At 69.6% G+C, this 18,050-nt stretch carries 15 protein-coding genes, 2 tRNA genes and 1 pseudogene; 9 read left to right on the top strand and 9 right to left on the bottom strand.

All coding sequences use genetic code 11. The features are described from left to right. Positions 1–367: 367 nt before the first annotated feature. A complete protein-coding gene (locus HCA58_RS17370) occupies positions 368–1,594 on the top strand; it encodes a helix-turn-helix transcriptional regulator (RefSeq protein ID WP_205808883.1) in 1,227 nt (408 codons plus the stop codon). 6 nt (positions 1,595–1,600) lie between these two features. On the opposite strand, the gene HCA58_RS17365 is transcribed toward HCA58_RS17370, so the two are convergent. Together HCA58_RS17365 and HCA58_RS23205 are read right to left on the bottom strand one after the other, a co-directional pair. Beyond that, positions 1,601–2,281, bottom strand: coding sequence for a YdcF family protein (locus HCA58_RS17365; RefSeq protein ID WP_346776027.1), 681 nt, complete (start codon positions 2,279–2,281; stop codon positions 1,601–1,603). Between the two features lie 337 nt (positions 2,282–2,618). Further along, positions 2,619–3,416, bottom strand: coding sequence for a DeoR family transcriptional regulator (locus HCA58_RS23205; protein ID WP_240956373.1), 798 nt, complete (start codon positions 3,414–3,416; stop codon positions 2,619–2,621). A 524-nt stretch (positions 3,417–3,940) separates the two neighbouring features. Here HCA58_RS23205 and HCA58_RS17355 point away from each other — a divergent pair. After that, positions 3,941–4,831: a hypothetical protein gene (locus tag HCA58_RS17355; RefSeq protein WP_169598884.1), complete on the top strand. Its 891-nt coding sequence runs from the start codon at positions 3,941–3,943 to the stop codon at positions 4,829–4,831. Between the two features lie 558 nt (positions 4,832–5,389). Here the strand turns inward: HCA58_RS17355 and HCA58_RS17345 are convergent. Further along, positions 5,390–5,465: transfer RNA gene (locus HCA58_RS17345), tRNA-Lys, on the bottom strand. Positions 5,466–5,653: 188 nt separating this feature from the next. Between HCA58_RS17345 and HCA58_RS17340 the strand changes: the two genes are divergently transcribed. Continuing rightward, a complete protein-coding gene (locus tag HCA58_RS17340; protein ID WP_169598882.1) occupies positions 5,654–6,898 on the top strand; it encodes an Ig-like domain-containing protein in 1,245 nt (414 codons plus the stop codon). A gap of 125 nt (positions 6,899–7,023) precedes the next feature. After that, entirely contained in the window at positions 7,024–8,280 is a 1,257-nt protein-coding gene (locus HCA58_RS17335; protein WP_169598881.1) for an Ig-like domain-containing protein, read from the top strand. Between the two features lie 116 nt (positions 8,281–8,396). Here the strand turns inward: HCA58_RS17335 and HCA58_RS17330 are convergent. Both HCA58_RS17330 and orn read right to left on the bottom strand, forming a co-directional pair. Further along, positions 8,397–8,469 (bottom strand) — tRNA-His (locus HCA58_RS17330). Positions 8,470–8,598: 129 nt separating this feature from the next. After that, positions 8,599–9,189 (bottom strand): oligoribonuclease, encoded by a 591-nt coding sequence (orn, locus tag HCA58_RS17325; protein WP_169598880.1) that lies wholly within the window; start codon positions 9,187–9,189, stop codon positions 8,599–8,601. Between the two features lie 73 nt (positions 9,190–9,262). Here orn and HCA58_RS17320 point away from each other — a divergent pair, with 73 nt between their 5' ends. Next, positions 9,263–10,558, top strand: a complete 1,296-nt coding sequence (locus HCA58_RS17320) for a glycosyltransferase 87 family protein (RefSeq protein ID WP_169598879.1) — start codon at positions 9,263–9,265, stop codon at positions 10,556–10,558. Between the two features lie 232 nt (positions 10,559–10,790). On the opposite strand, the pseudogene HCA58_RS23620 reads toward HCA58_RS17320, so the two are convergent. The 3 genes and pseudogenes from HCA58_RS23620 to HCA58_RS17305 all read right to left on the bottom strand — a co-directional run. Further along, positions 10,791–11,006 (bottom strand): annotated as a pseudogene (locus tag HCA58_RS23620) (hypothetical protein); the annotation flags it as partial. Positions 11,007–11,680: 674 nt separating this feature from the next. Beyond that, on the bottom strand, positions 11,681–12,445 hold the full coding sequence (locus tag HCA58_RS17310) for a YcnI family protein (protein WP_169598877.1): 765 nt from the start codon (positions 12,443–12,445) through the stop codon (positions 11,681–11,683). Positions 12,446–12,458: 13 nt separating this feature from the next. Further along, positions 12,459–14,123 carry a copper resistance protein CopC gene (locus tag HCA58_RS17305; RefSeq protein ID WP_169598917.1) on the bottom strand — a complete coding sequence of 555 codons (1,665 nt, stop codon included), beginning with the start codon at positions 14,121–14,123 and terminating at the stop codon, positions 12,459–12,461. Positions 14,124–14,329: 206 nt separating this feature from the next. Here HCA58_RS17305 and HCA58_RS17300 point away from each other — a divergent pair, with 206 nt between their 5' ends. From HCA58_RS17300 to HCA58_RS17285, 4 genes are read left to right on the top strand one after another with little or no spacing between them, the layout of a single operon-like run. Beyond that, positions 14,330–14,962 (top strand): sigma-70 family RNA polymerase sigma factor, encoded by a 633-nt coding sequence (locus HCA58_RS17300; RefSeq protein ID WP_346776026.1) that lies wholly within the window; start codon positions 14,330–14,332, stop codon positions 14,960–14,962. Beyond that, entirely contained in the window at positions 14,959–15,456 is a 498-nt protein-coding gene (locus HCA58_RS17295) for a MauE/DoxX family redox-associated membrane protein (RefSeq protein ID WP_169598876.1), read from the top strand. Before HCA58_RS17300 ends, HCA58_RS17295 begins: the two co-directional genes overlap by 4 nt. Beyond that, positions 15,449–16,165, top strand: coding sequence for a thioredoxin domain-containing protein (locus HCA58_RS17290; protein WP_169598875.1), 717 nt, complete (start codon positions 15,449–15,451; stop codon positions 16,163–16,165). The genes HCA58_RS17295 and HCA58_RS17290 overlap by 8 nt, the downstream gene beginning before the upstream one ends. Then, positions 16,162–17,283: a hypothetical protein gene (locus HCA58_RS17285; protein WP_346776025.1), complete on the top strand. Its 1,122-nt coding sequence runs from the start codon at positions 16,162–16,164 to the stop codon at positions 17,281–17,283. The genes HCA58_RS17290 and HCA58_RS17285 overlap by 4 nt, the downstream gene beginning before the upstream one ends. Here HCA58_RS17285 and HCA58_RS17280 read toward each other — a convergent pair. Next, positions 17,273–18,043, bottom strand: coding sequence for an ABC transporter ATP-binding protein (locus HCA58_RS17280; protein WP_169598873.1), 771 nt, complete (start codon positions 18,041–18,043; stop codon positions 17,273–17,275). The two genes, HCA58_RS17285 and HCA58_RS17280, sit on opposite strands and share 11 nt — an antisense overlap. Positions 18,044–18,050: the final 7 nt, after the last annotated feature.

Here is an 18,050-nt window from a genome sequence, read left to right as displayed (position 1 = left end):
CCGCCACCCCCACCACCGACGATGAGCGGCGGGCCCGCCGGGGGAAGGGCGAGCCCGCCGCCGCATCACGGCGGCTGGGAGCAGACCGCCGATCACCCACCCACGCAGCCCTCATGGCAGTACGCAGGCAGGGAAAGCACCGAGACAGTTCGCTCCCGGACGGGCCGAGCCAGCGGCCCCAGCCGTGGTGTGGTGCGCCGCTCATCGATCCCTCCATCTACAGCGCCTGTCAGTCATCCCGACACCGGCATCGACACACGCCGGTGATCCGGGGTGAACTGAACGTAGGGGCGGTCCGTTCGGAGGACTGGGAAAATCCGTACCGGGTCCGACGGCCTTCAGCGGGCAGGGTGATGGTGTGCGAGGGATGACGGACGACATGACGATCGGCCAGCGCGTCGCCTTCTACCGGCGTCGACGTGGACTCTCCCAGGAGGTGCTGGCCGGTCTGGTCGGCAAGACGCAGGAGTGGTTACGCAAGATCGAAACGAACCGGGCCGACCTGGACCGGCTGTCGGTCATACGCGCGATCGCCAAGGCCCTCGACGTGTCCCTCGGCGACCTGATCGGCGCGCCAAGCCTGTTCGAGTGGTCAGACGACTCAGGGCGCGAGACCATCCCCGCCTTACGGGCCGCGCTCCACGACTATCGTCACCTCGCGCCGGCGCTGGCCAGCACAGGGGACGTCGAGGCACCCGCCCTGGGCGAGATCGAGAACGACGTCGCCGAGATCTGGACCGGCTACCAGCACTCGCGGTACGGCGCCCTCGCCCGCCGGCTGCCCTACCTCATCCACGACTGCCTCACCGCCACCGAGGCGTACGACGGAGACGACGGCCAGCGCGCGCACGCGATGACCGCCTACGCCCACCAGCTCGCCGCGTTGTTCCTCACCAAGCTCGGCGAAGGTGACCTCGCGTGGACCGCCGCCAGCCGAGGCCTGGCCGCCGCCAACACCAGCCACGATCACGTCGTCATCGGCTCACTCAGCCGCTCCGCCGCACACTCGCTGGCGTCCATCGGTGAGTACACCCAAGCCCGCGGCCTCGCCGCCACGGCGGCACAGTTCCTGGAACCACGGCTCGTCAAGCCGACTCCGCAGCTGCTGTCGGTCTACGGCAGCCTGCACCTCGTCTGCGCGCTGGCCGCCGCCCGAGACGCCGACCGCGCCTCCGCCGACACCCACATCGCCGAGGCCGATGCCGCCGCGCAGCGGCTCGGTGCCGATGGCAACCACGTGTGGACCGCGTTCGGGCCGACCAACGTGTCGATCCACAAGACGACCGTGGCGATGGAACTCGGCGACGTGCAACGCGCCATCGCCATCGGTGCCCCACTCGACACCAGCACCGTGCCCGTCGAGCGGCAGGTTCGGCACGCCATCGAAACCGCCCGAGCCCTTGCCCGGTGGAACCGCATCGACGACGCGCTCGCGGCGCTTCTGGACGCCGAGGTCATCGGCCCCGACCAGGTACGCTACCACCGGCTCTCCCGCGACCTAGTCCGGGACATCCTCACTCGCCCCCGGCCACCTCGACTGGCCGTCGAACTCAGCGACCGGATGGGCGTCCGGTCGGGAGGGCCGCGCTGGTAGCTGGGCTCAGATCAGCCGGCTCGTGTAGCCAGCCGCCACCAGGCGCTCGAAGGCCGCCCGCACCTCGTCCGGCATCTCCTGCGGGATCGCGAACCCGCGCTCGGCGTACACCTCGATCCGCTGCGTGTCGCCGACCAGCATGTCCACCACCCGCCGCGGGTCACCGATGCTGCACACGTAGTCGTCCAGTTCGAGTGGGTTCGACGCGCACACCACATCGACCTCCGGCCACATCAGCCTGCAGGTGGCGTACGCCCGACGCTGCTGGTAGGGCCGCGACATGAGCAGCACCGACTTCACCGGGATCCGATGTTCGGTCAGGAGCTGACGCGAGTACTCCAGGTTCTGGGCGGTGTTCGTGGCACGCGGCTCCACGAGAATCGCTTCCCCGGGTACGCCCTGCTCGACGGCGTACTCGCGGTAGTGCAATGCTTCTCCCCGCGGGAACCGCTCGACGGTCGTCGGGGCGTTCGCGCCGGTGAACACGATCCTGGGGAACAGGCCCTCGTGAAACAAGCGCGTCGCGATGACAGCCACGCCGAGGTCATGGCTGCCCAACCCGATCCCCACGTCGCACGGCCGCAACTCGTGACGCATGTCGTGGTAGCGCCAGAGCGTCTCCACGTCCGCCCGGATAGCGTCGGGAATCGCCTCGGCAGGTGCCGCCGCATGCCGGTTCATCAGCACCTACCGAAGAGGACCGTCATCGGGGCCCTCGTCGGACCTGCCCAAGGCCGCCAATCCCGCCCTCGCCACCTCCAGAGGAACGACGGCGGCCACGGGCTCGTCCCGCTCACTCAGGTAGACAATCTGGCCCTCACGCACGCTCCGCAGTAGTTCAGGTAGCACAGCCGACAGCGGAAGGTCGTCAGGCGTGGCGTAAGTCCGGTCCGCGCTGGATTCCCTCATGCCGCCAGCGTAGGGGTAGCACCGCAGCCCAACGCCGCTGACTCCAGCATCACGCCGCTGGCCTTCGTAAGGATCAGGAGGTCGGCGGTGGTCGAGGCGTCGTGACGTGGTGCGGTCAGGATCCGACCTCGATGAGGCGACGCCTGCCACTCTCGCCCGGTACCTGCCATACCTGATCGTCCGGCCAGTGGCGGTACAACAACTGCTGAGTGGTCGTGGCGGCAGCATTCCGCAGCGGCTCGCGGAGCAGGTCGGCCCGCAACCGTTCCTCCCGCTCGGCGTCCTGAGCGATCACCAGAACCGCCCCGACCGGCACCAGCCGGTCCACGCGCCGGTAGCCCGCCAGCAGACCACCCAGACCTGACGTCGACCGCTCGTGCTCAGCGACGACACCGCCGCTCGGGCCACGGTCGACGTGGACCAGGAACCGCAGGCACCGCCCGTCCTGCAACCAGACGCCGTACCCATCGGCCCGCAACTGCGCCAGGTCGTGCTGACACAACCACGCCGAGGTCTCCATCATCGCCAGCCACTGGAACAACTCGCACCGCCCCGGGTCGCGCCGCGACACCTCCACCAACGGCAGAAACAGCAGGGCATCCGCCACACCGGAGGACCGCTGACCCAACCGCAACGGAACCGGCCGCCCCGACGCCGTCAAAGCACGCCGGAGCACTTCCGTCCCTTCGGCCGTGACCTCGTACCACCAGGTGTGGGTCCGGTCCTCCGGCGAACGCTCGCGGTTCGCCAGTCCCGCCTCGTGCAGCCACACCAGGTCCCGGTGAGCCGTCAGCCGCGACACCGCACAAACAAGCGCCACGTCCAGCGTCGACGCGGAACCGTGCTGTGCCAGGTACGACAGGATCCGCCACCGCCGCGGAGACAGCTGCCGCGTGGCACCCTGGTCAACCATCCCCCGATGATCCCTCCGCACATCGGCAGTCCGACATCCTGTTTCCCGCAGCCGTAACAGAGAGTGGTCAATGCCCCGACCGGAAGATCGCAAGCCGGGACCGCCGCGAGCGGAGACCACGCCCGCCGTGGGCCATTGAGCGAGGCGTCGGCGGGCCCGCGAGCACCCACATACCCAAACCGTGGTTTTGGGGCCGATCTTGGAGATCACTGTTCAGTGAATCAGCCGAAGAGCTAAGGACGAAGGAAGCGAAGCGGTCAAACCGGGCCGCCGAAAGTTGATCTCCACGGAGAGCGCTGCACCGGGCACCGATCTCCAGAAATGCCAGACACCCGCCTTCCCGGCCCCGGCGATGGCGCGCCACTCGCCGAGTCGGCGGTTACTAATAGTGATAAGCCAGATGAGTTCTGCGAGCCGACGTTCGGCCGCGAGGCTGCCCCTCGCCCCCTGCCGGCTAGCGCTCGTTCCACCCAAATGCGAGACTGTCTATGTAACTAAATGTGTCTGGGTAGCTGCATTTAGCGATGTGGGTGATTCCGTTGGAACAGCTCCCGTTGTGGGGACCGAGCACCGACGAAGATCCGAGACCGAAGCCAGTCCTGGTACGACCAGCAAAACTGCGCCTCCTGATCACGGTGAAAGCGGCACCCAACCCCTCCGCGCGGTACGGGGAGACGGTCTGCGTCGGGGCACTGGGCATAGACCCGCCTTGGACGGGTTGGATTCGCCTCTACCCGGTCCACTATCGGGACCTCGACGACGACGGCACGTTCCACAAGTACGACATCATCCACGTCGATGCACTGCCAGCCAGGCAAGACCAGCGGCGCGAGAGCTGGAAGCCGATCGTGGACACCATCACCACCGAGCGGCACATCGCCGATCAGCAGTCGCGTCGAAACCTCCTCGATCCACTCGTCGAAGACTCCATGTGCCGACTCAACAAACAGGCACGCGACGACCCGAGCGCACAATCGATCGCGCTGATCCGCGTGGCAGACATCTCGACTCTTCAGATCAAGCGACACCCCGGCTGGTCGACGGAGGATCACAAGAAGATCGCCGGCTACCTCAACCAGCTCGACCTGCTGGAACCGGCCACGCGCAGCCCGCTTCAAGCACCACGCTTCACCGGCGCCTACCGCTACCGCTGCGCAGACCCGCATTGCCGCGGTCACCAGCAGACACTCTGGGACTGGGAGTTCGTCGCCCTACAACGCCGCCTGGACCAGCTCACCGACGCGGAGGCCGCGGAGCACCTGAGAAACAAGTTCCTCACCCAGCTCTGCGCCACCGACCGCGACGTCGCCTTCTACGTAGGCAACCAAGCGGCAAGACCGCAGTCCTTCAGCATCGGCGGCGTCTACGCACCGAGACGGCCCACCGCCCGGTACCGGCTGCACGTCAACCAATGACGTCGGCCAGCACGTCGGCATGGCACGCATCCTCGACCCGACACCAGCACGCCAACTGCTTCCCCGTGAGTTCCCGACGCGCCCGGTCAACAAGGGCCGGCTGCCCCACAAGCCACTGCCGATAGAGACGTAACGCCTCCGCCCGATCATGCTTTCGCATGCTGAACGGATTGGCCCAGGGAGAACGCCGCAACCCGAACCCCTGCCGCCCCACGTACACAGCACCCGGCGGCACCACGGGGTGATAGAGGTCCCCCTGCACACGAACCCGCGGCTGTCCCCCCACGCCGCCAGCGTAATCGCCAATGATCGTCCCCGCGTGGGTGCTGCCCCGTGCCCCTGGACGAAGCGGATGCGCCAACGACCCCGAAGGGCCGACGCGGGCTGGCCACCTCAGAAGTGACGATGAGCGCAGGCGTCCACGAAACAACGACGCGTCCCGGGCAACGCCATCCCGGTCCAGCGGCTCCCGAGCACCCACCGAGCGACCACCCACCATCGCCGTAGGCGAAAAAGGCCCCGACTGGCAGAGTTCTGCCAGGTCAGGGCCTTGCTCGTTGGTGCGCCGCCAGGGACTCGAACCCCGAACCCGCGGATTAAGAGTCCGCTGCTCTGCCAGTTGAGCTAGCGGCGCTCGCTGACAACGAGGGGAACACTAGCACGCACCTTGAACCGGGTTCCAATCCGATCCCCGGGTCCCCCCTTCGGTCAAGCATTCCGGACATTTGGCGAATTTGCTTCGCAAAGTACGGGACCGGGGTGATGCCGGGCGACAGCGATGCGGCACGATGTTTGCCAGATGCGCAACGGACAGGGGTGGGGATGGTCAGGTTCGGGCGAACCGGGGCGTTGCTGGGCGTCCTGGGGCTGGTGGCGTCGCTGGCGTTGTCGGGCTGCGGCGAGGAGCGGACAGCAGCCGAGTTCGTACCTGGTCAGACACCCGGATCGGTCGAGACGGCGGCAGGGGGCGCGCCGAGTGGCCCACCGTTGACGGTGAGCCCGGCCGATGGGGCGAAGGATCGGCCGGTGAGCGTGGAGATCAGCGCGGCGCTTCCGGACGGCGGTGAAGTGTCGCGGGTCGTCTTGAAGGCTGAGGACGGCGAGCAGGTCGAGGGCAAACTGCGTACGGACGGGTCTTCGTGGGTTCCGTCGGCACCTTTGAAGTGGTCGACCAGTTACACCGCCACCGTTTCCGCTATCCGGCCGGACGGGGCGGTGAGCGAGGGCACCAGCACGTTCACCACGATGGCCAAGCCGGGCTCGATGATCACCTCTGGGTTGTACCTGTTCGACGACCGGACGTACGGGGTGGCGATGCCGGTGGTGGCGGAGTTTCACCCGGGCATCCCGGTGCAGGACCGGGCCAAGGTGCAGGCGCGAATGTTCGTACAGACCGACCCGCCGCAGCCGGGGGCCTGGCACTGGGTGAGCAACGGCACGCAGGCGTACTACCGGGCGCCGGAGTACTGGAAGGCCGGCACCACGCTCACCGTACGCATCGCGCTTGCTGGCATTCCGCTGAGTAACGGCCGTTTCGGTAATGTGGACCGCAACGCCTCCGCCAAGATCGGGTCGGCCTTCGAGATGAAGGTGACCAACTCGGACAAGCAGATGCGGGTGTACGAGGACGGGCGGTTGGTCAAGACGCTGCCGGTGAGTTTGGGCAAGAAGAAGACTCCGTCATCGAGTGGCACGTTCGTGGTGATGGAGAAGAAAGAAGAAACTGTCTTCGACACGATGGACGACCCGGATCCGGAGAATCGGTACGTCACCGACATCCAGTTCGCCCAGCGGCTCACCTGGGGCGGCGAGTACATCCATGCGGCGCCCTGGTCGGAGAATGTCCAAGGGGAGCGCAATGTCTCCCACGGCTGTGTGAACGTCTCGCTGGCCGACGCGCGCTGGCTCTTCCAGCGTACGAAGATCGGTGATCCGATCACCATCACCGGCACCGAGCGCAGGTTGGCGGCGGGTAACGGGTGGACCGCGTGGAGTTTGAGCTGGTCGGAGTTCGTGAAGGGCAGTGCACTGCCGGTCCCGGACGGTGGCGCCGGTCCGGCCCTGTAACCCGATCAAAGATGTCACTATCCTGACATCTTGCTCCACGTGTTTCGGTTCACTCGCCGCGACGGGTACGTGAACCGGTGCGTCAGTGATGGGGACGGGCAGCGGACCACGACTGTGAGGACACCATGCGAGTTCGGGACCAGCGCAACCGGCGGCGGCTGCTCGCAGCGGGCTTGCTCGCCGTGACGTTGGCGTTGACCTCCGCCTGCACCGGCGGTGGGGACGGCGACGAGGGGCCGGGGTGGCAGGACGGAGTTGATCAGCCGGCGGCGAAGGCGACGGTCAGCATCAGTGAGCCGGCGGCGGACGCCAACGATGTGCCGGCGTCGACGGAGATCACCTTCGCCACCGAACAGGCCGAGGACGTCACGGTCGAGTTGACCGACGCCGATGGCGCGACGGTCGAGGGCAGTCTCGACGCAGCCGGCACCAGCTGGCTGCCGGCGAAGGCGTTGACCTACGGTGCCGCGTACACCGCGACCGTCACCGCGACCGGCGACGACGGCGTTCCGGTGACCGCGACCAGTGCTTTCACTGTGATGGAGCAGCCGGAGAACCAGGTACGGGTCAGCAGTTTCCTCGGCGACGACCAGACGGTCGGGGTGGCCATGCCGCTGATCGTGAAGTTCGGTCGGGCAATTCCCGAGGAGTATCGTGCCGACCTGCAACGGCGGATGACGGTGACCTCGGAGCCGGCTCAGGAGGGAATTTGGCACTGGGTGAGCCCCACCGAGATCCGGTACCGGCCGAAAGAGTTCTGGCAGGCCGGCAGCAAGGTGTCGTACCGGGTGCAGGCGGGTGGGCTGCCGCTCGGTGACGGCTGGTACGGCCGGGCCGACCTGACCGTCGACATCGCCGTCGGCCCGGAGCTGGTGATGACTGTGGACAACCGGACCAAGCAGATGGTCGTCACCCGGGGCGGTGAGAAGGTCAAGACGATCCCGGTGAGCCTGGGCAAGAAGAGCACGCCGTCCTCGAGCGGCACCATGGTGGTGATGGAGAAGCTGCGCAAGACGGTCTTCGACACGTTCGAGGAGTTGGGCCCGGACGAGGGTTACCGCACGAAGATCGACTATGCGCAGCGGCTCACCTGGGGTGGCGAGTTCATCCACGCGGCACCATGGTCGGAGGGACAGCAGGGCACGACGAACGTCTCACACGGCTGCGTGAACGTGTCGATGGCCAACGGCGCCTGGCTGTTCGACAACACGAAGGTCGGTGACCCGATCGTCGTCAAGGGCACCGAACGCAAGCTCCAGCTCGGTAACGGTTGGACCGACTGGAACATCAGCTGGGAGGAGTACGTCAAGGGCAGCGCCCTGCCGTACGAGCCGGTGGGGTCCGACCCGGGCGTGGCGCCGAGCGGAACCCCCACCGCCTGAACGCCGGCGCGGCGGTCTCTGCCCGGTCGGAGGCCGCCCCCACAGGTCCCCCACGACGCGTCAGGCCCCCTCGGGTCGAGGGGGCCTGACCTGCTGTGGATGAGATCCACGTGCCGGGTGACTGATGGGAATTGAACCCACGACAACCGGGACCACAACCCGGTGCTCTGCCAACTGAGCTACAGCCACCATGCCCGCCGCGCCCGGTCGAATGCCCGGGGCGGGTGCGGGGAAATCATACCCCCACCACGGGCGACTCCGTCCAGCGGGTTGCCGCCGGGGCGCGGCCCGTCGACGGGCCGTACCTCGCGGTGGCTGTCAGAGGTCGGCGGCGATGGCCCTGGCGCTCTCCACGTCGGGGCCGGGCAGGGGGACGAAGATGGTGCGCCGGTAGTACTCCAGCTCCCGGATGCTCTCCCGGATGTCGGCCAGGGCGCGGTGCGCCAGTCCCTTCTGCGGCTGACCGAAGTACACCCGGGGGTACCAGCGGCGGCACAGTTCCTTGATCGAGGAAACGTCGATCATGCGGTAGTGCAGGTGTGCGTCGAGGCGTGGCATGTCGCGGGCGATGAAGCCGCGGTCGGTGGCGATCGAGTTGCCGCAGAGCGGGGCGGTACGCGGATCCTTGACGTGCCTGGTGACGTAGTCGAGCACCCGCTCCTCCGCCTCGGCCAGGGTGACGGTGGAGCGGCGCACCTCCTCGGTCAGCCCCGACTTTCCGTGCATCGTCCGGACGATCTCCGGCATCGCGTCCAGTGCGGCGTCGTCGACGTGGATCACCACGTCGACACCGTCTCCGAGCACGTTGAGGTCGGGGTCGGTGACGAGCGCGGCGACTTCGATCAGCTTGTCGCCGCCGAGGTCCAGCCCGGTCATCTCACAGTCGATCCAGACGAGAAGATCAGCCACCGGGACAGCCTACGCGCAGGCCAAGTCTCGTGGCTCCGCGCCGCCACGGTCACCGACCGCTAGGGTCTTCCCCGTGCCCGCCGAACCCGTCACACCGCCCTGCGTCGACTTGGACGACCCGGGGAGCCGTACGGTCCGCCGGATCGTGGGAGCCTTGGCGTTGGCGGCGGCGCTACCGGCCCTCTACCTGCCCGGGATCACCCACAACTTCTTCGACCTGAAGATCTACATCGCGGCCATGGACTGGTGGGCCGCCGGTAATCCGCTGTACGACTACATGCAGCCTGACCGGGTGCAGGGTGAGTTGTACTTCACCTACCCGCCGTTCGCCGCCCTGTTGCTGCTCCCGTTCTCCTGGCTCCGACTGGGCGCCACCGTGACGATCTTCACCGGTCTGACTGTGCTCGGCGTGGTGATCACCACGAAGTGGCTTCTCGACCCGGTGATCCGCCGGCATCACCTGCCCCGCCTGTTCACGCTCGCGGTGGGCGTGCTGCTGGTGCTCGGCGTGGAGAGCACCCGGGAGACGATCACCTTCGGGCAGATCAACATGCTGCTTGTGGTGCTGATCCTGGCCGACCTGCTGTTCGCCGTACCCCGGGATAGCCGCTGGGCCGGGGTCGGCGTCGGGTTGGCGGCGGCGCTCAAGCTGTTCCCGGCCATTTTCGTGATCTACCTGCTGGCCACTCGGCGGTGGCGGGCGGCGGTGGCGGCCGGTGTCACCGCGGCCGGCGCGACGCTGCTCGCCGCAGCGGTCGCGCCCGGTGATTCATGGCGGTTCTGGACGCACGAACTGTGGGCCACCGACCGGGTCGGTCGTACCGACTACACCGGTAACCAGTCGCTGTTCGGACTATTGAGCCGGCTCACCGCCCCGGAGGAGCCGAGCCGGGTGATCTGGTTGCTGCTGGTCGCGGCGGTGAGCGGATACGGGCTGTGGCGGGCGGTGCGGGCGGCACACTCCGGTGACGCGCTGACCGGGCTGACGCTCACCGGTCTGGTGGCGGCGCTGGTCAGCCCGATCACCTGGACGCACCACATCTACTGGTTCATTCCGGCGGTGGTGATACTGGCCGACGCGGCGTTGGGCACCGATCCGCGTACCGGTGCCGGGGCCCGCCGACGTCGCCGACTGATGCTCCTCACCGTCGCCGTCATCGCGATCGTGGTGTACGGCGTGGTGTCCTTCCACGACTGGGGGATCACGCCGTCACCCACCGACAGTCCGTGGGAGTTCCTGCTGCGCAACACGTACGTGTGGCTCTGCCTGGTGTTGCTGGTCATCCTCCCGGTACGCCACGACTCCCGCATATTTCACCCAGATCCTGCCAAGTCGGACACCATCCCCGAAGCCCCCGCCCGGCGATGACCAACCCCCGCACCACCAGCACCGAGCGCCACCACCCTTCCCGCGGCGAGTGGGGTTAGGGGGGTGGGGACGGGGGGCGGAGGCGATGGTCGGGGGTGGCGGGGTCGGGGAGTTCGGCGAGAGTGGCCGGGCGTGGCACGGGGCCGATGGCTGGTCGGCTCGTGGCGGTCGGCACGGCGGCGACCGCCGGGACGAGTTGGCGGTCGGGCCGTCGGCGGGGGCCGGGCGGCGCCGGAGCACCAAGGCCGGTGAGCGAGCTGATCCCGAGTCGGCCGGCGAGCACCGGCACCTGGTCCGGCTCGACCACGATGACCACCTCACGCGGGCGGACCGGTCGTAGCAGCACCAGAGCGGCGAGGATGACCAGCAGTGTCCCGCCGGCGAGCGAGCCCCAGGTTGCCGGGGCGATCCAGCCGGCCCGTAGTTCCGCGCGCAGGTCGAGGGTCACCCCCGGCCCGCCGTCGGGTCGCGCCATCACCAGGGTCAACCGCCGCCCTGCGAGGTCGCCCGGATTCCACTCGAGCACCCCGTAGCCGGCGCGTACCCAGAACGTCTGCGCGACGGGTGTGGCCGGGACGGTGGGCGGTGGCCCGGCCGCCGGGGTCTCCTGTTCCAGTCGGACCGGCAGCGGCCCCCGGGTCAGCGACATCCGTAGGACCGCCGCGTGCGGCGCGTCAGCCAGCCACCGCTGCACCTCCTCGGCCGGGGCCAACCCGACGAAGGCGGGCCCGTCGGGAGTGTTCGCCTCCAACCGCAGCCGGGCCTGCCCACCCCGGGCGAACGGCACCTCCCGCCGGACCAGTGCGTCGAGGTCGGTCACCACCACCGCGTGGCCGGGGGTCTGCACTGTCTCGAACCGGGCGGTGAACGCCCCGTCGGGATCGGCGTGACCGGTCAGCAGACCGAGTAGGGCCGCGCCGAGCAGCGCGGTCGTGCCGACGGTCAGCAGCAGCATTCCGGTAAGCGTCCACACGAAACGCATGCGCCCTGTTCCCCTCTGTAGCCAGACACCCGGCCGACCTTACCTACACCGACCCGCCGACCAGCGGATATCCACGGCACCGACGCCGAAAGCGGGCAGGCCCGCCGGAATCACCCGGCGGGCCTGCGATGCTGTGCGGCTCAGGAGGTCTCGGTGGCCGCCTTGTCGCCGGGCTCCCCGCCGCCGGATCGCCGGGTACGGGCGAACGCCAGCCCGCCGAGCACCAGTCCACCGAGCCCGGTGACCATTCCGGCGACGCCGAGGCCCACAGCAGTTGCGTCGCCGTCCTCGTCGTCGGTCTCGTCGGCCGGTGCCGAGGCTGGCGGGTCTGCTGGCGCCGTCGGCGCGTCGCCACCAGCGGCAGTGAGAGTGAGCACCGGCGCCGGGGCAGCCATCTCCTCGCCACCGGCCTGCGGCTCGTCGATCCAGCGCACCACGACGCCGTCGGAGTAGGTCTGCAACGCCTTGAAGACGACCTGGTCCACCTCGGGAAGCGGGCCCATGGTCACCGGGAACTCCTGGAAGGTACCGGGGGCGATGGCAGCTCCCGCATCCGCCGTCCAGGTGATCTTGGCGACCACCTCGGTCATCTCCGCACCGTGCACCAGCACCGGCGGGTCGACCTGCCGCTTCTCCACAGCCACCGTCCAGCCGGGCACCGGCATGGTCAGTACCGAGCCGACCGGTGCGTTCTCCGGCAGGAAGATCTCCAGCTTGGTGGTGGACGCGGTGTCGCTCTCGTTGGGGGCCCGGAACGCGAACCGACCGTAGTCGCCCTGCCTCGCCTCGCTCGGGTTGACCGTGACGTGCGCGGACGCCGGGTTCACGAAGCCGAACACGGCGGCGGCGACCGCGCCGAGGGTCAGTGCGGTGGCGGTGGCGGCGAAACGCCGGTGACGGAGCATCGGTGGAACCTCTCTATCGGACGGGCACGGTGGCGGTCACCGTGGCCTGGTCGATCTCTGTGGTACGGGCGGTGACCCGCAGTTCCCACTCTCCGGCCGAGGGAAGGCTGATCTCCCCGGTGGCGTGGTTGTCGGTGAGCGGCAGCAGGGGCACCTGGATCGGCTCGATTCCGGCGTCCGGAAGGGCCACGGTGACCTGCCATTCGACGATCGGCAGCGGCTGGTTCTCCAGCGTGTACGCGTACAGGTGCACCGAGTTGTTGCCGCGCCGGGCCGGGGTCACCTCGATCTGCATGGAGTAGAGCGAACTGGTCGCGGTGGTGCTGAAGTATCCGCTGTCGGAGGCGCTCACGTCGGTCGCCACGCTGCGGGCGGGGGTGGTCTGCACCAGCACGGCCGACACCCCGAGCACGATCGCGGTGACCGCCAGCTCCACCCAGATCGCCCGGCGTACCGGTGCCGGTCGGCTGGCCGCGACGCGGGTGCGTACCAGGTGACGTGAGTACGCGGCCACCGCTATGACGATCACGAAGAGCCCGATCTTGGCCAGTACCAGGCGTCCGTACGTGGTGTTCACGAGCGCCGCCGGAGTCGCCACCTCGATCAGCGCCTGGACGGTGCCGGCGAGCAGCAGCGCGGAGACGGCCAGGGCCGCCCATCGTGACCAGATCGGCAGGATCGCGCCCAGCTCGCGCTCGTCGGCCCGCGGAAGCAGGAACACGGCGAGCATCACCAACCCGCCCAGCCAGACGGCCATGCCGCCCAGGTGCACCGCATCCACGACCACCGACACTCCGGGGGCGGGTGAGGCGGCGGGATGCCCGGCCATCGGCCAGGTGAGCAGCGCGCCCACCGCGAGCACGCCCAGGATGATCAGATCAGTACGGCCCACCGGACCGGTCAGCAACGGCCGGAGCAGCAACGCCACCGCCGCCAGTAGGCCGAGTCTGACCAGGTGGGCGGCGCCGAAGGCGCTGCCGAGCGCCAGGCTCAACCCGTCGCCGGTGATGTCGAACAGTCCACCGCCGTTGGTGTAGGGCACCTGGAGCAGGACGGCCGCCACCGTGGCCAGCGCCACCAGCCCGAGGCCGGTCCACGCCAATCGGCTCGGCCCGCGCCGTGACAGTCGACGCGGCCAGAGCAGGGCGAGTACCAGCGCCGGCCCGACGACCAGCAGCAGTCCGGCGTAGCCGGCGAATTTGGCGACCTTCACCGCGTTGCCGACCACCGGGTTGGCCCGGCCGTCGTCGCCGCTGTCCACCGGCGGCTCGGAGGGCGCCCCGACGGAGTAGGTGAACGCACCGGAGACCGGGTGGCTGTCCGCGGAGATCACCCGGTAGGTGACCAGGTAGGTGCCGTTGCCGCGACCGGTATCGACCGGGATGTTGACCACGCTGCCGGCGAAGTTGGGCTCGCCCTGGTCCGCGCGGGAACCGTCCGGTGCGATGACCCGGATGCGGTCCGGCACCTTGCGTACCGTCTCGCTGAAGGTGAGCACCACCTCGGCCGGCGCGGCGGGCACCACGGACGAGGCGGAGGGGCTGCTGCTCGACAGGACGGCGTGGGCACTGGCCGGGCCGGCGGGGACGAGCAGCAGCGCCACGACAGCGACCAGCAGGCCTGCGGTCGCGGCCAGCCGGGCGAAGCGGCGGCGATGGGCGGCAGTCATGACGCCCATCGTCTCCGACGACCCCGGTTCCAGGCGAGCCAGCTCCATCGAAAGACGACGATTACCGGTGTTCGGGCGCGGGCGCACGGAGACCGGACCGGGAGTCATGGGCTGATAGTCGGCCGAAACGCCGGGAAAGTTCCAGGAGTGGTGCACGCCATGGAAGGGTCGAAGGACCCTGCCACGCGCCGTACCGCAGCGTAACCTGGATTGTCGTGATGCCCGCCCCGCGCGACACCCCCGCCACCGCCGACATCGGCACGGGCCGCGCCGACCGCCGGAGCGCTCGGACGTCGCAGTACAGCGAGCCGGAGCCGGCCGCCGACCCCACCACCGGGTGGGCGCTGGCCGCGCGGGACGGCGACCCGAACGCCCAGGCCGCGTTCGTGCGCGCCACTCAGGCCGAGGTGTGGCGTTACGCCGCAGCGCTCGTCGATCCGGACAGCGCCGACGATCTCACCCAGGAGACCTACCTGCGGGCGTTCCGCGCGCTGCCCGCATTCGCCGGCCGGTCCAGCGCACGCACCTGGTTGTTCGGCATCGCCCGACGGGTCTGCGCCGACCACCTGCGCACCGTGGTACGACAGCGGCGGCTCGACCGGCGTCTCAGCGCGCACGCGCACACCGCCCTGCCGTACCCCGACCCGGCCGGTCAGCTCGGCGCGACCGACCTGGTGCACCGGCTGACCGCCGACCGGCGCGGGGCGTTCGTGCTGACCCAGCTACTCGGCCTGTCATACGCCGAGGCCGCCGCAGTCGAAGGGGTGCCGGTCGGCACCATCCGCTCCCGGGTGGCGCGCGCCCGCGCCGAACTCGTCGACGCGGTAGGTGAGGCGTTGGCCGGGTGAACACCGAACTGCGCGCCTGGCGCCCCTGGCTCGGTCTCGCCGTCCGGCTCGGCCTCGCTGTCGTCTGGCTGTGGGCCGGCTGGTCGAAGGTCGGCGACCTCGCCGCCTCCGGTCGCGCGGTGCACGCCTACCAGGTCATGCCCTACGACGTAGCGATGGTGATCGGCGCGGCACTGCCCTTCGTCGAACTGGCGTTGGGTCTGCTGCTGCTGCTCGGACTGGCCACCCGGCTGACCGCCGGCGTATCCGCGGCCCTGCTGCTGGTCTTCGTCGCGGGCATCGTCTCGGCCTGGTCGCGCGGGCTGACCATCGACTGTGGCTGTTTCGGGGTGGGCGGCGAGTTGCCTGCCGGGGAGAACCCCAGCTATCTCCCGGAGATCCTCCGGGACATCGGCTTCCTGGCGTTGGCCGGGTTCCTGCTGATCTGGCCCCGCACCGCCGTCTCCGCCGACGGCGCGCTGACGGGCGAACCGGTGGAGGACGACAATGAGTAGTCGCAAGGGACGCAAGGACGCGGCCCGGGTGGTCCGGGAACAGCTGGCCCGGGAACGGCGCCGCAAACGGACCCTGTGGATCTCCCTGGGTGCGGTGCTGGTGCTGATCGTCGCCGGCCTGATCGGCTGGAGTGTCTGGTCGAGCCAGGGGTCCGACGAGTTCACCCCGCCGCCGGGAGCCAACGAAACGGGCACCGGCATCGTGGTCGGATCCGGGCCGGTGACCGTCGACATCTACGAGGACTACATCTGCCCGGCCTGCAGACAGTTCGAGCAGACCAGCGGCGCCACCATCGAGCAGTTGATCACCGACGGCAAGGTGCGGGTGGTGTACCACCCCGTGGCCTACCTCGACCGCTACTCCAGCACCGAATACTCGACCCGAGCCTCGGCTGCCTCCGGTTGCGCCGCAGAGGGCGACACGTTCGCCGAGTTCAGCAAGGCGCTGTTCGAGCGGCAACCCCCGGAGGGCGGCGCCGGCCTCAGCGACGACGAGTTGATTGACATCGGAGTCGAGGCAGGGCTGGACCGCGACGCGTTCGGCAGTTGCGTCCGGGACGGGAAGTACCGCCCGTGGACGGAACACGTGACCGCCGAGGCGAGCCGCGCCAACGTCTCCGGTACGCCGACAGTTCTGGTCGACGGCGAGCAGGTGCGGGAATGGACGCCGGAGAACATCACGGCGGCGGTGGAGGCGGCCGGCCGGTGACCCAGCTCCGCCGGGTCGGGCTGCTGCTCGCCGCCACGGTCACCGCGCTCCTCGCAACCGCCGCCCCCGCCCTGGCCCATGGCGCGGACGCGCCGGACGGTACGGACTACCGGGTGGCCGTCACCGAGGTCACCGGGGCTGACGCCGCCCTGCGGGTACGGGTGATCGAGGCGGGTGCCCGGCTGGAACTGACGAACACCGGCGACACGCCGGTCGAGGTGATGGGCTACTCGGGTGAGCCGTACCTGCGGATCGGACCGGACGGGGTATACGAGAATTCCCGCTCGCCGGCGACGTACCTGAACCGCACGATCATCGGTGACACGGCCCTGCCGGCCGAGGCCGACCCGGCTGCTGAGCCACGCTGGCATCGCGTCGACGACGAAACCACGGCCCGTTGGCACGACCAGCGGGCCCTGTGGCGCGAGGCGGAACCGCCCGCCCAGGTCCGCGTCGCCCCCGACCGCGAGCACCAGGTACGCGACTGGGTGGTGCCCCTGCGCGGCGCGGACGGGCCAATGGAGATCCACGGCACTCTGCACTGGGTTCCGCCACCGGACCCGTACGCCTGGTGGGTGGTGGCCACCGTCGGTGCGCTGGCCGTCGGTGCACTCGGGGTGCTGCCGGCGGCCTCAGGTCCCGGCCGGCGGGTGCCGGTGGCCCTCGGTGGGCTGCTGATCGTCGGCGGGGCCGCAGCGGTCACGCTCGCCCTCGGACGGACACTCGATGCCGGTGCGCAGGGGGTGGGTGGCGTCCTGGGCGGTCTGCTCACCGGTCCGGTGTGGGCCGCGCTGACCGGCCTGGGCGCGATCGCCGCCGGTGCCAGGGCAGCGACCGGCGACCACGACCACGGTAGCGCCGGTGAGACTGCACCGTCGCACCGTGCGCACACCGACTTCCTGGTCGCGCTCGCCGGGACCTGCCTGGCGTTGTTCGCCGGGGTGACGAACGTCGCCGGGTTCACCCGGGCGGTACTTCCGCAGCCGTGGCCCCCCACGACCGCCCGGGTGCTCGTCGCCCTCGTGCTGGTGGCAGGCGCCGGTGCGCTGGCCGCCGCGCTGCTGCGCCTGCACGCCGCCGGCCGGCACGCGCCCACGGCGTCGGCCGCTACTCACTGACCGGCGTGCGTCCGGGCGTGGGACGGAACGGATAGGGCAGTTCGAGGCGGTGCCGGGCGAGTAGTTCCTCGTCGTCCAGCAGGACGGATGTCGGCCTGTCGGCCACGATCCGCCCGCTGTCGAGGATGACCGACCGGTCACAGAGTTCGTAGGCGTACGGCAGGTCGTGGGTGACCATCAGCAGGGTCACCGGCAGGGAGCGCAGGATGCCGGCCAGTTCCCGCCGCGCCGCCGGGTCGAGGTTCGACGACGGCTCGTCGAGCACCAGGATCTCCGGGCGCATCGCCAGCACGGTGGCCACCGCCACCCGGCGGCGCTGCCCGAAGGAAAGGTGGTGCGGGGTGCGGTCGCGGTGCTCGGACATGCCCACCGCGCCCAGCGCCTCGTCCACCCGGGCAGCCAGTTCCGGCCCGCGCAACCCCAGGTTGGCCGGTCCGAACGCCACGTCCTCGGCCACGGTGGGCAGGAACAGCTGGTCGTCCGGATCCTGGAAGACGATGCCTACCCGGCGGCGGATCTCCGCGAGCGTCGCCCGGTCCGGGCCGATCGTCAGTCCACCGACCGTGATCTGACCCTCGGTGGGCACCAGAATGCCGTTGAGGTGCAGCACCAGCGTGGTCTTGCCGGCTCCGTTGGGGCCGAGCAGCGCCACCCGTTCGCCGCGTCCCACGCTGAGGTCGACACCGTGCAGCGCGACGTGACCATCGGGGTAGGTGTACCGGACGCCACGGACGTCCAGGCTCGGTGGGGTGGGCTGCACGCTTCGA

Source organism: Micromonospora sp. HNM0581 (assembly GCF_012726175.1).
Lineage (GTDB): Bacteria > Actinomycetota > Actinomycetes > Mycobacteriales > Micromonosporaceae > Micromonospora.
Note: the sequence above shows the minus strand (reverse complement) of the source record. Positions and strands in the feature narration are given on the sequence as shown.

Bases quoted from the DNA above. Each gene is read 5' to 3' on its own strand.
- HCA58_RS17370 (WP_205808883.1), top strand. From the start codon at position 368: ATGACGGACGACATGACGATCGGCCAGCGCGTCGCCTTCTACCGGCGT.
- HCA58_RS23205 (WP_240956373.1), bottom strand. From the start codon at position 3,416: ATGGTTGACCAGGGTGCCACGCGGCAGCTGTCTCCGCGGCGGTGGCGG.
- HCA58_RS17355 (WP_169598884.1), top strand. From the start codon at position 3,941: ATGTGGGTGATTCCGTTGGAACAGCTCCCGTTGTGGGGACCGAGCACC.
- HCA58_RS17340 (WP_169598882.1), top strand. From the start codon at position 5,654: ATGGTCAGGTTCGGGCGAACCGGGGCGTTGCTGGGCGTCCTGGGGCTG.
- HCA58_RS17335 (WP_169598881.1), top strand. From the start codon at position 7,024: ATGCGAGTTCGGGACCAGCGCAACCGGCGGCGGCTGCTCGCAGCGGGC.
- HCA58_RS17310 (WP_169598877.1), bottom strand. From the start codon at position 12,445: ATGCTCCGTCACCGGCGTTTCGCCGCCACCGCCACCGCACTGACCCTC.
- HCA58_RS17305 (WP_169598917.1), bottom strand. From the start codon at position 14,123: ATGGGCGTCATGACTGCCGCCCATCGCCGCCGCTTCGCCCGGCTGGCC.
- HCA58_RS17290 (WP_169598875.1), top strand. From the start codon at position 15,449: ATGAGTAGTCGCAAGGGACGCAAGGACGCGGCCCGGGTGGTCCGGGAA.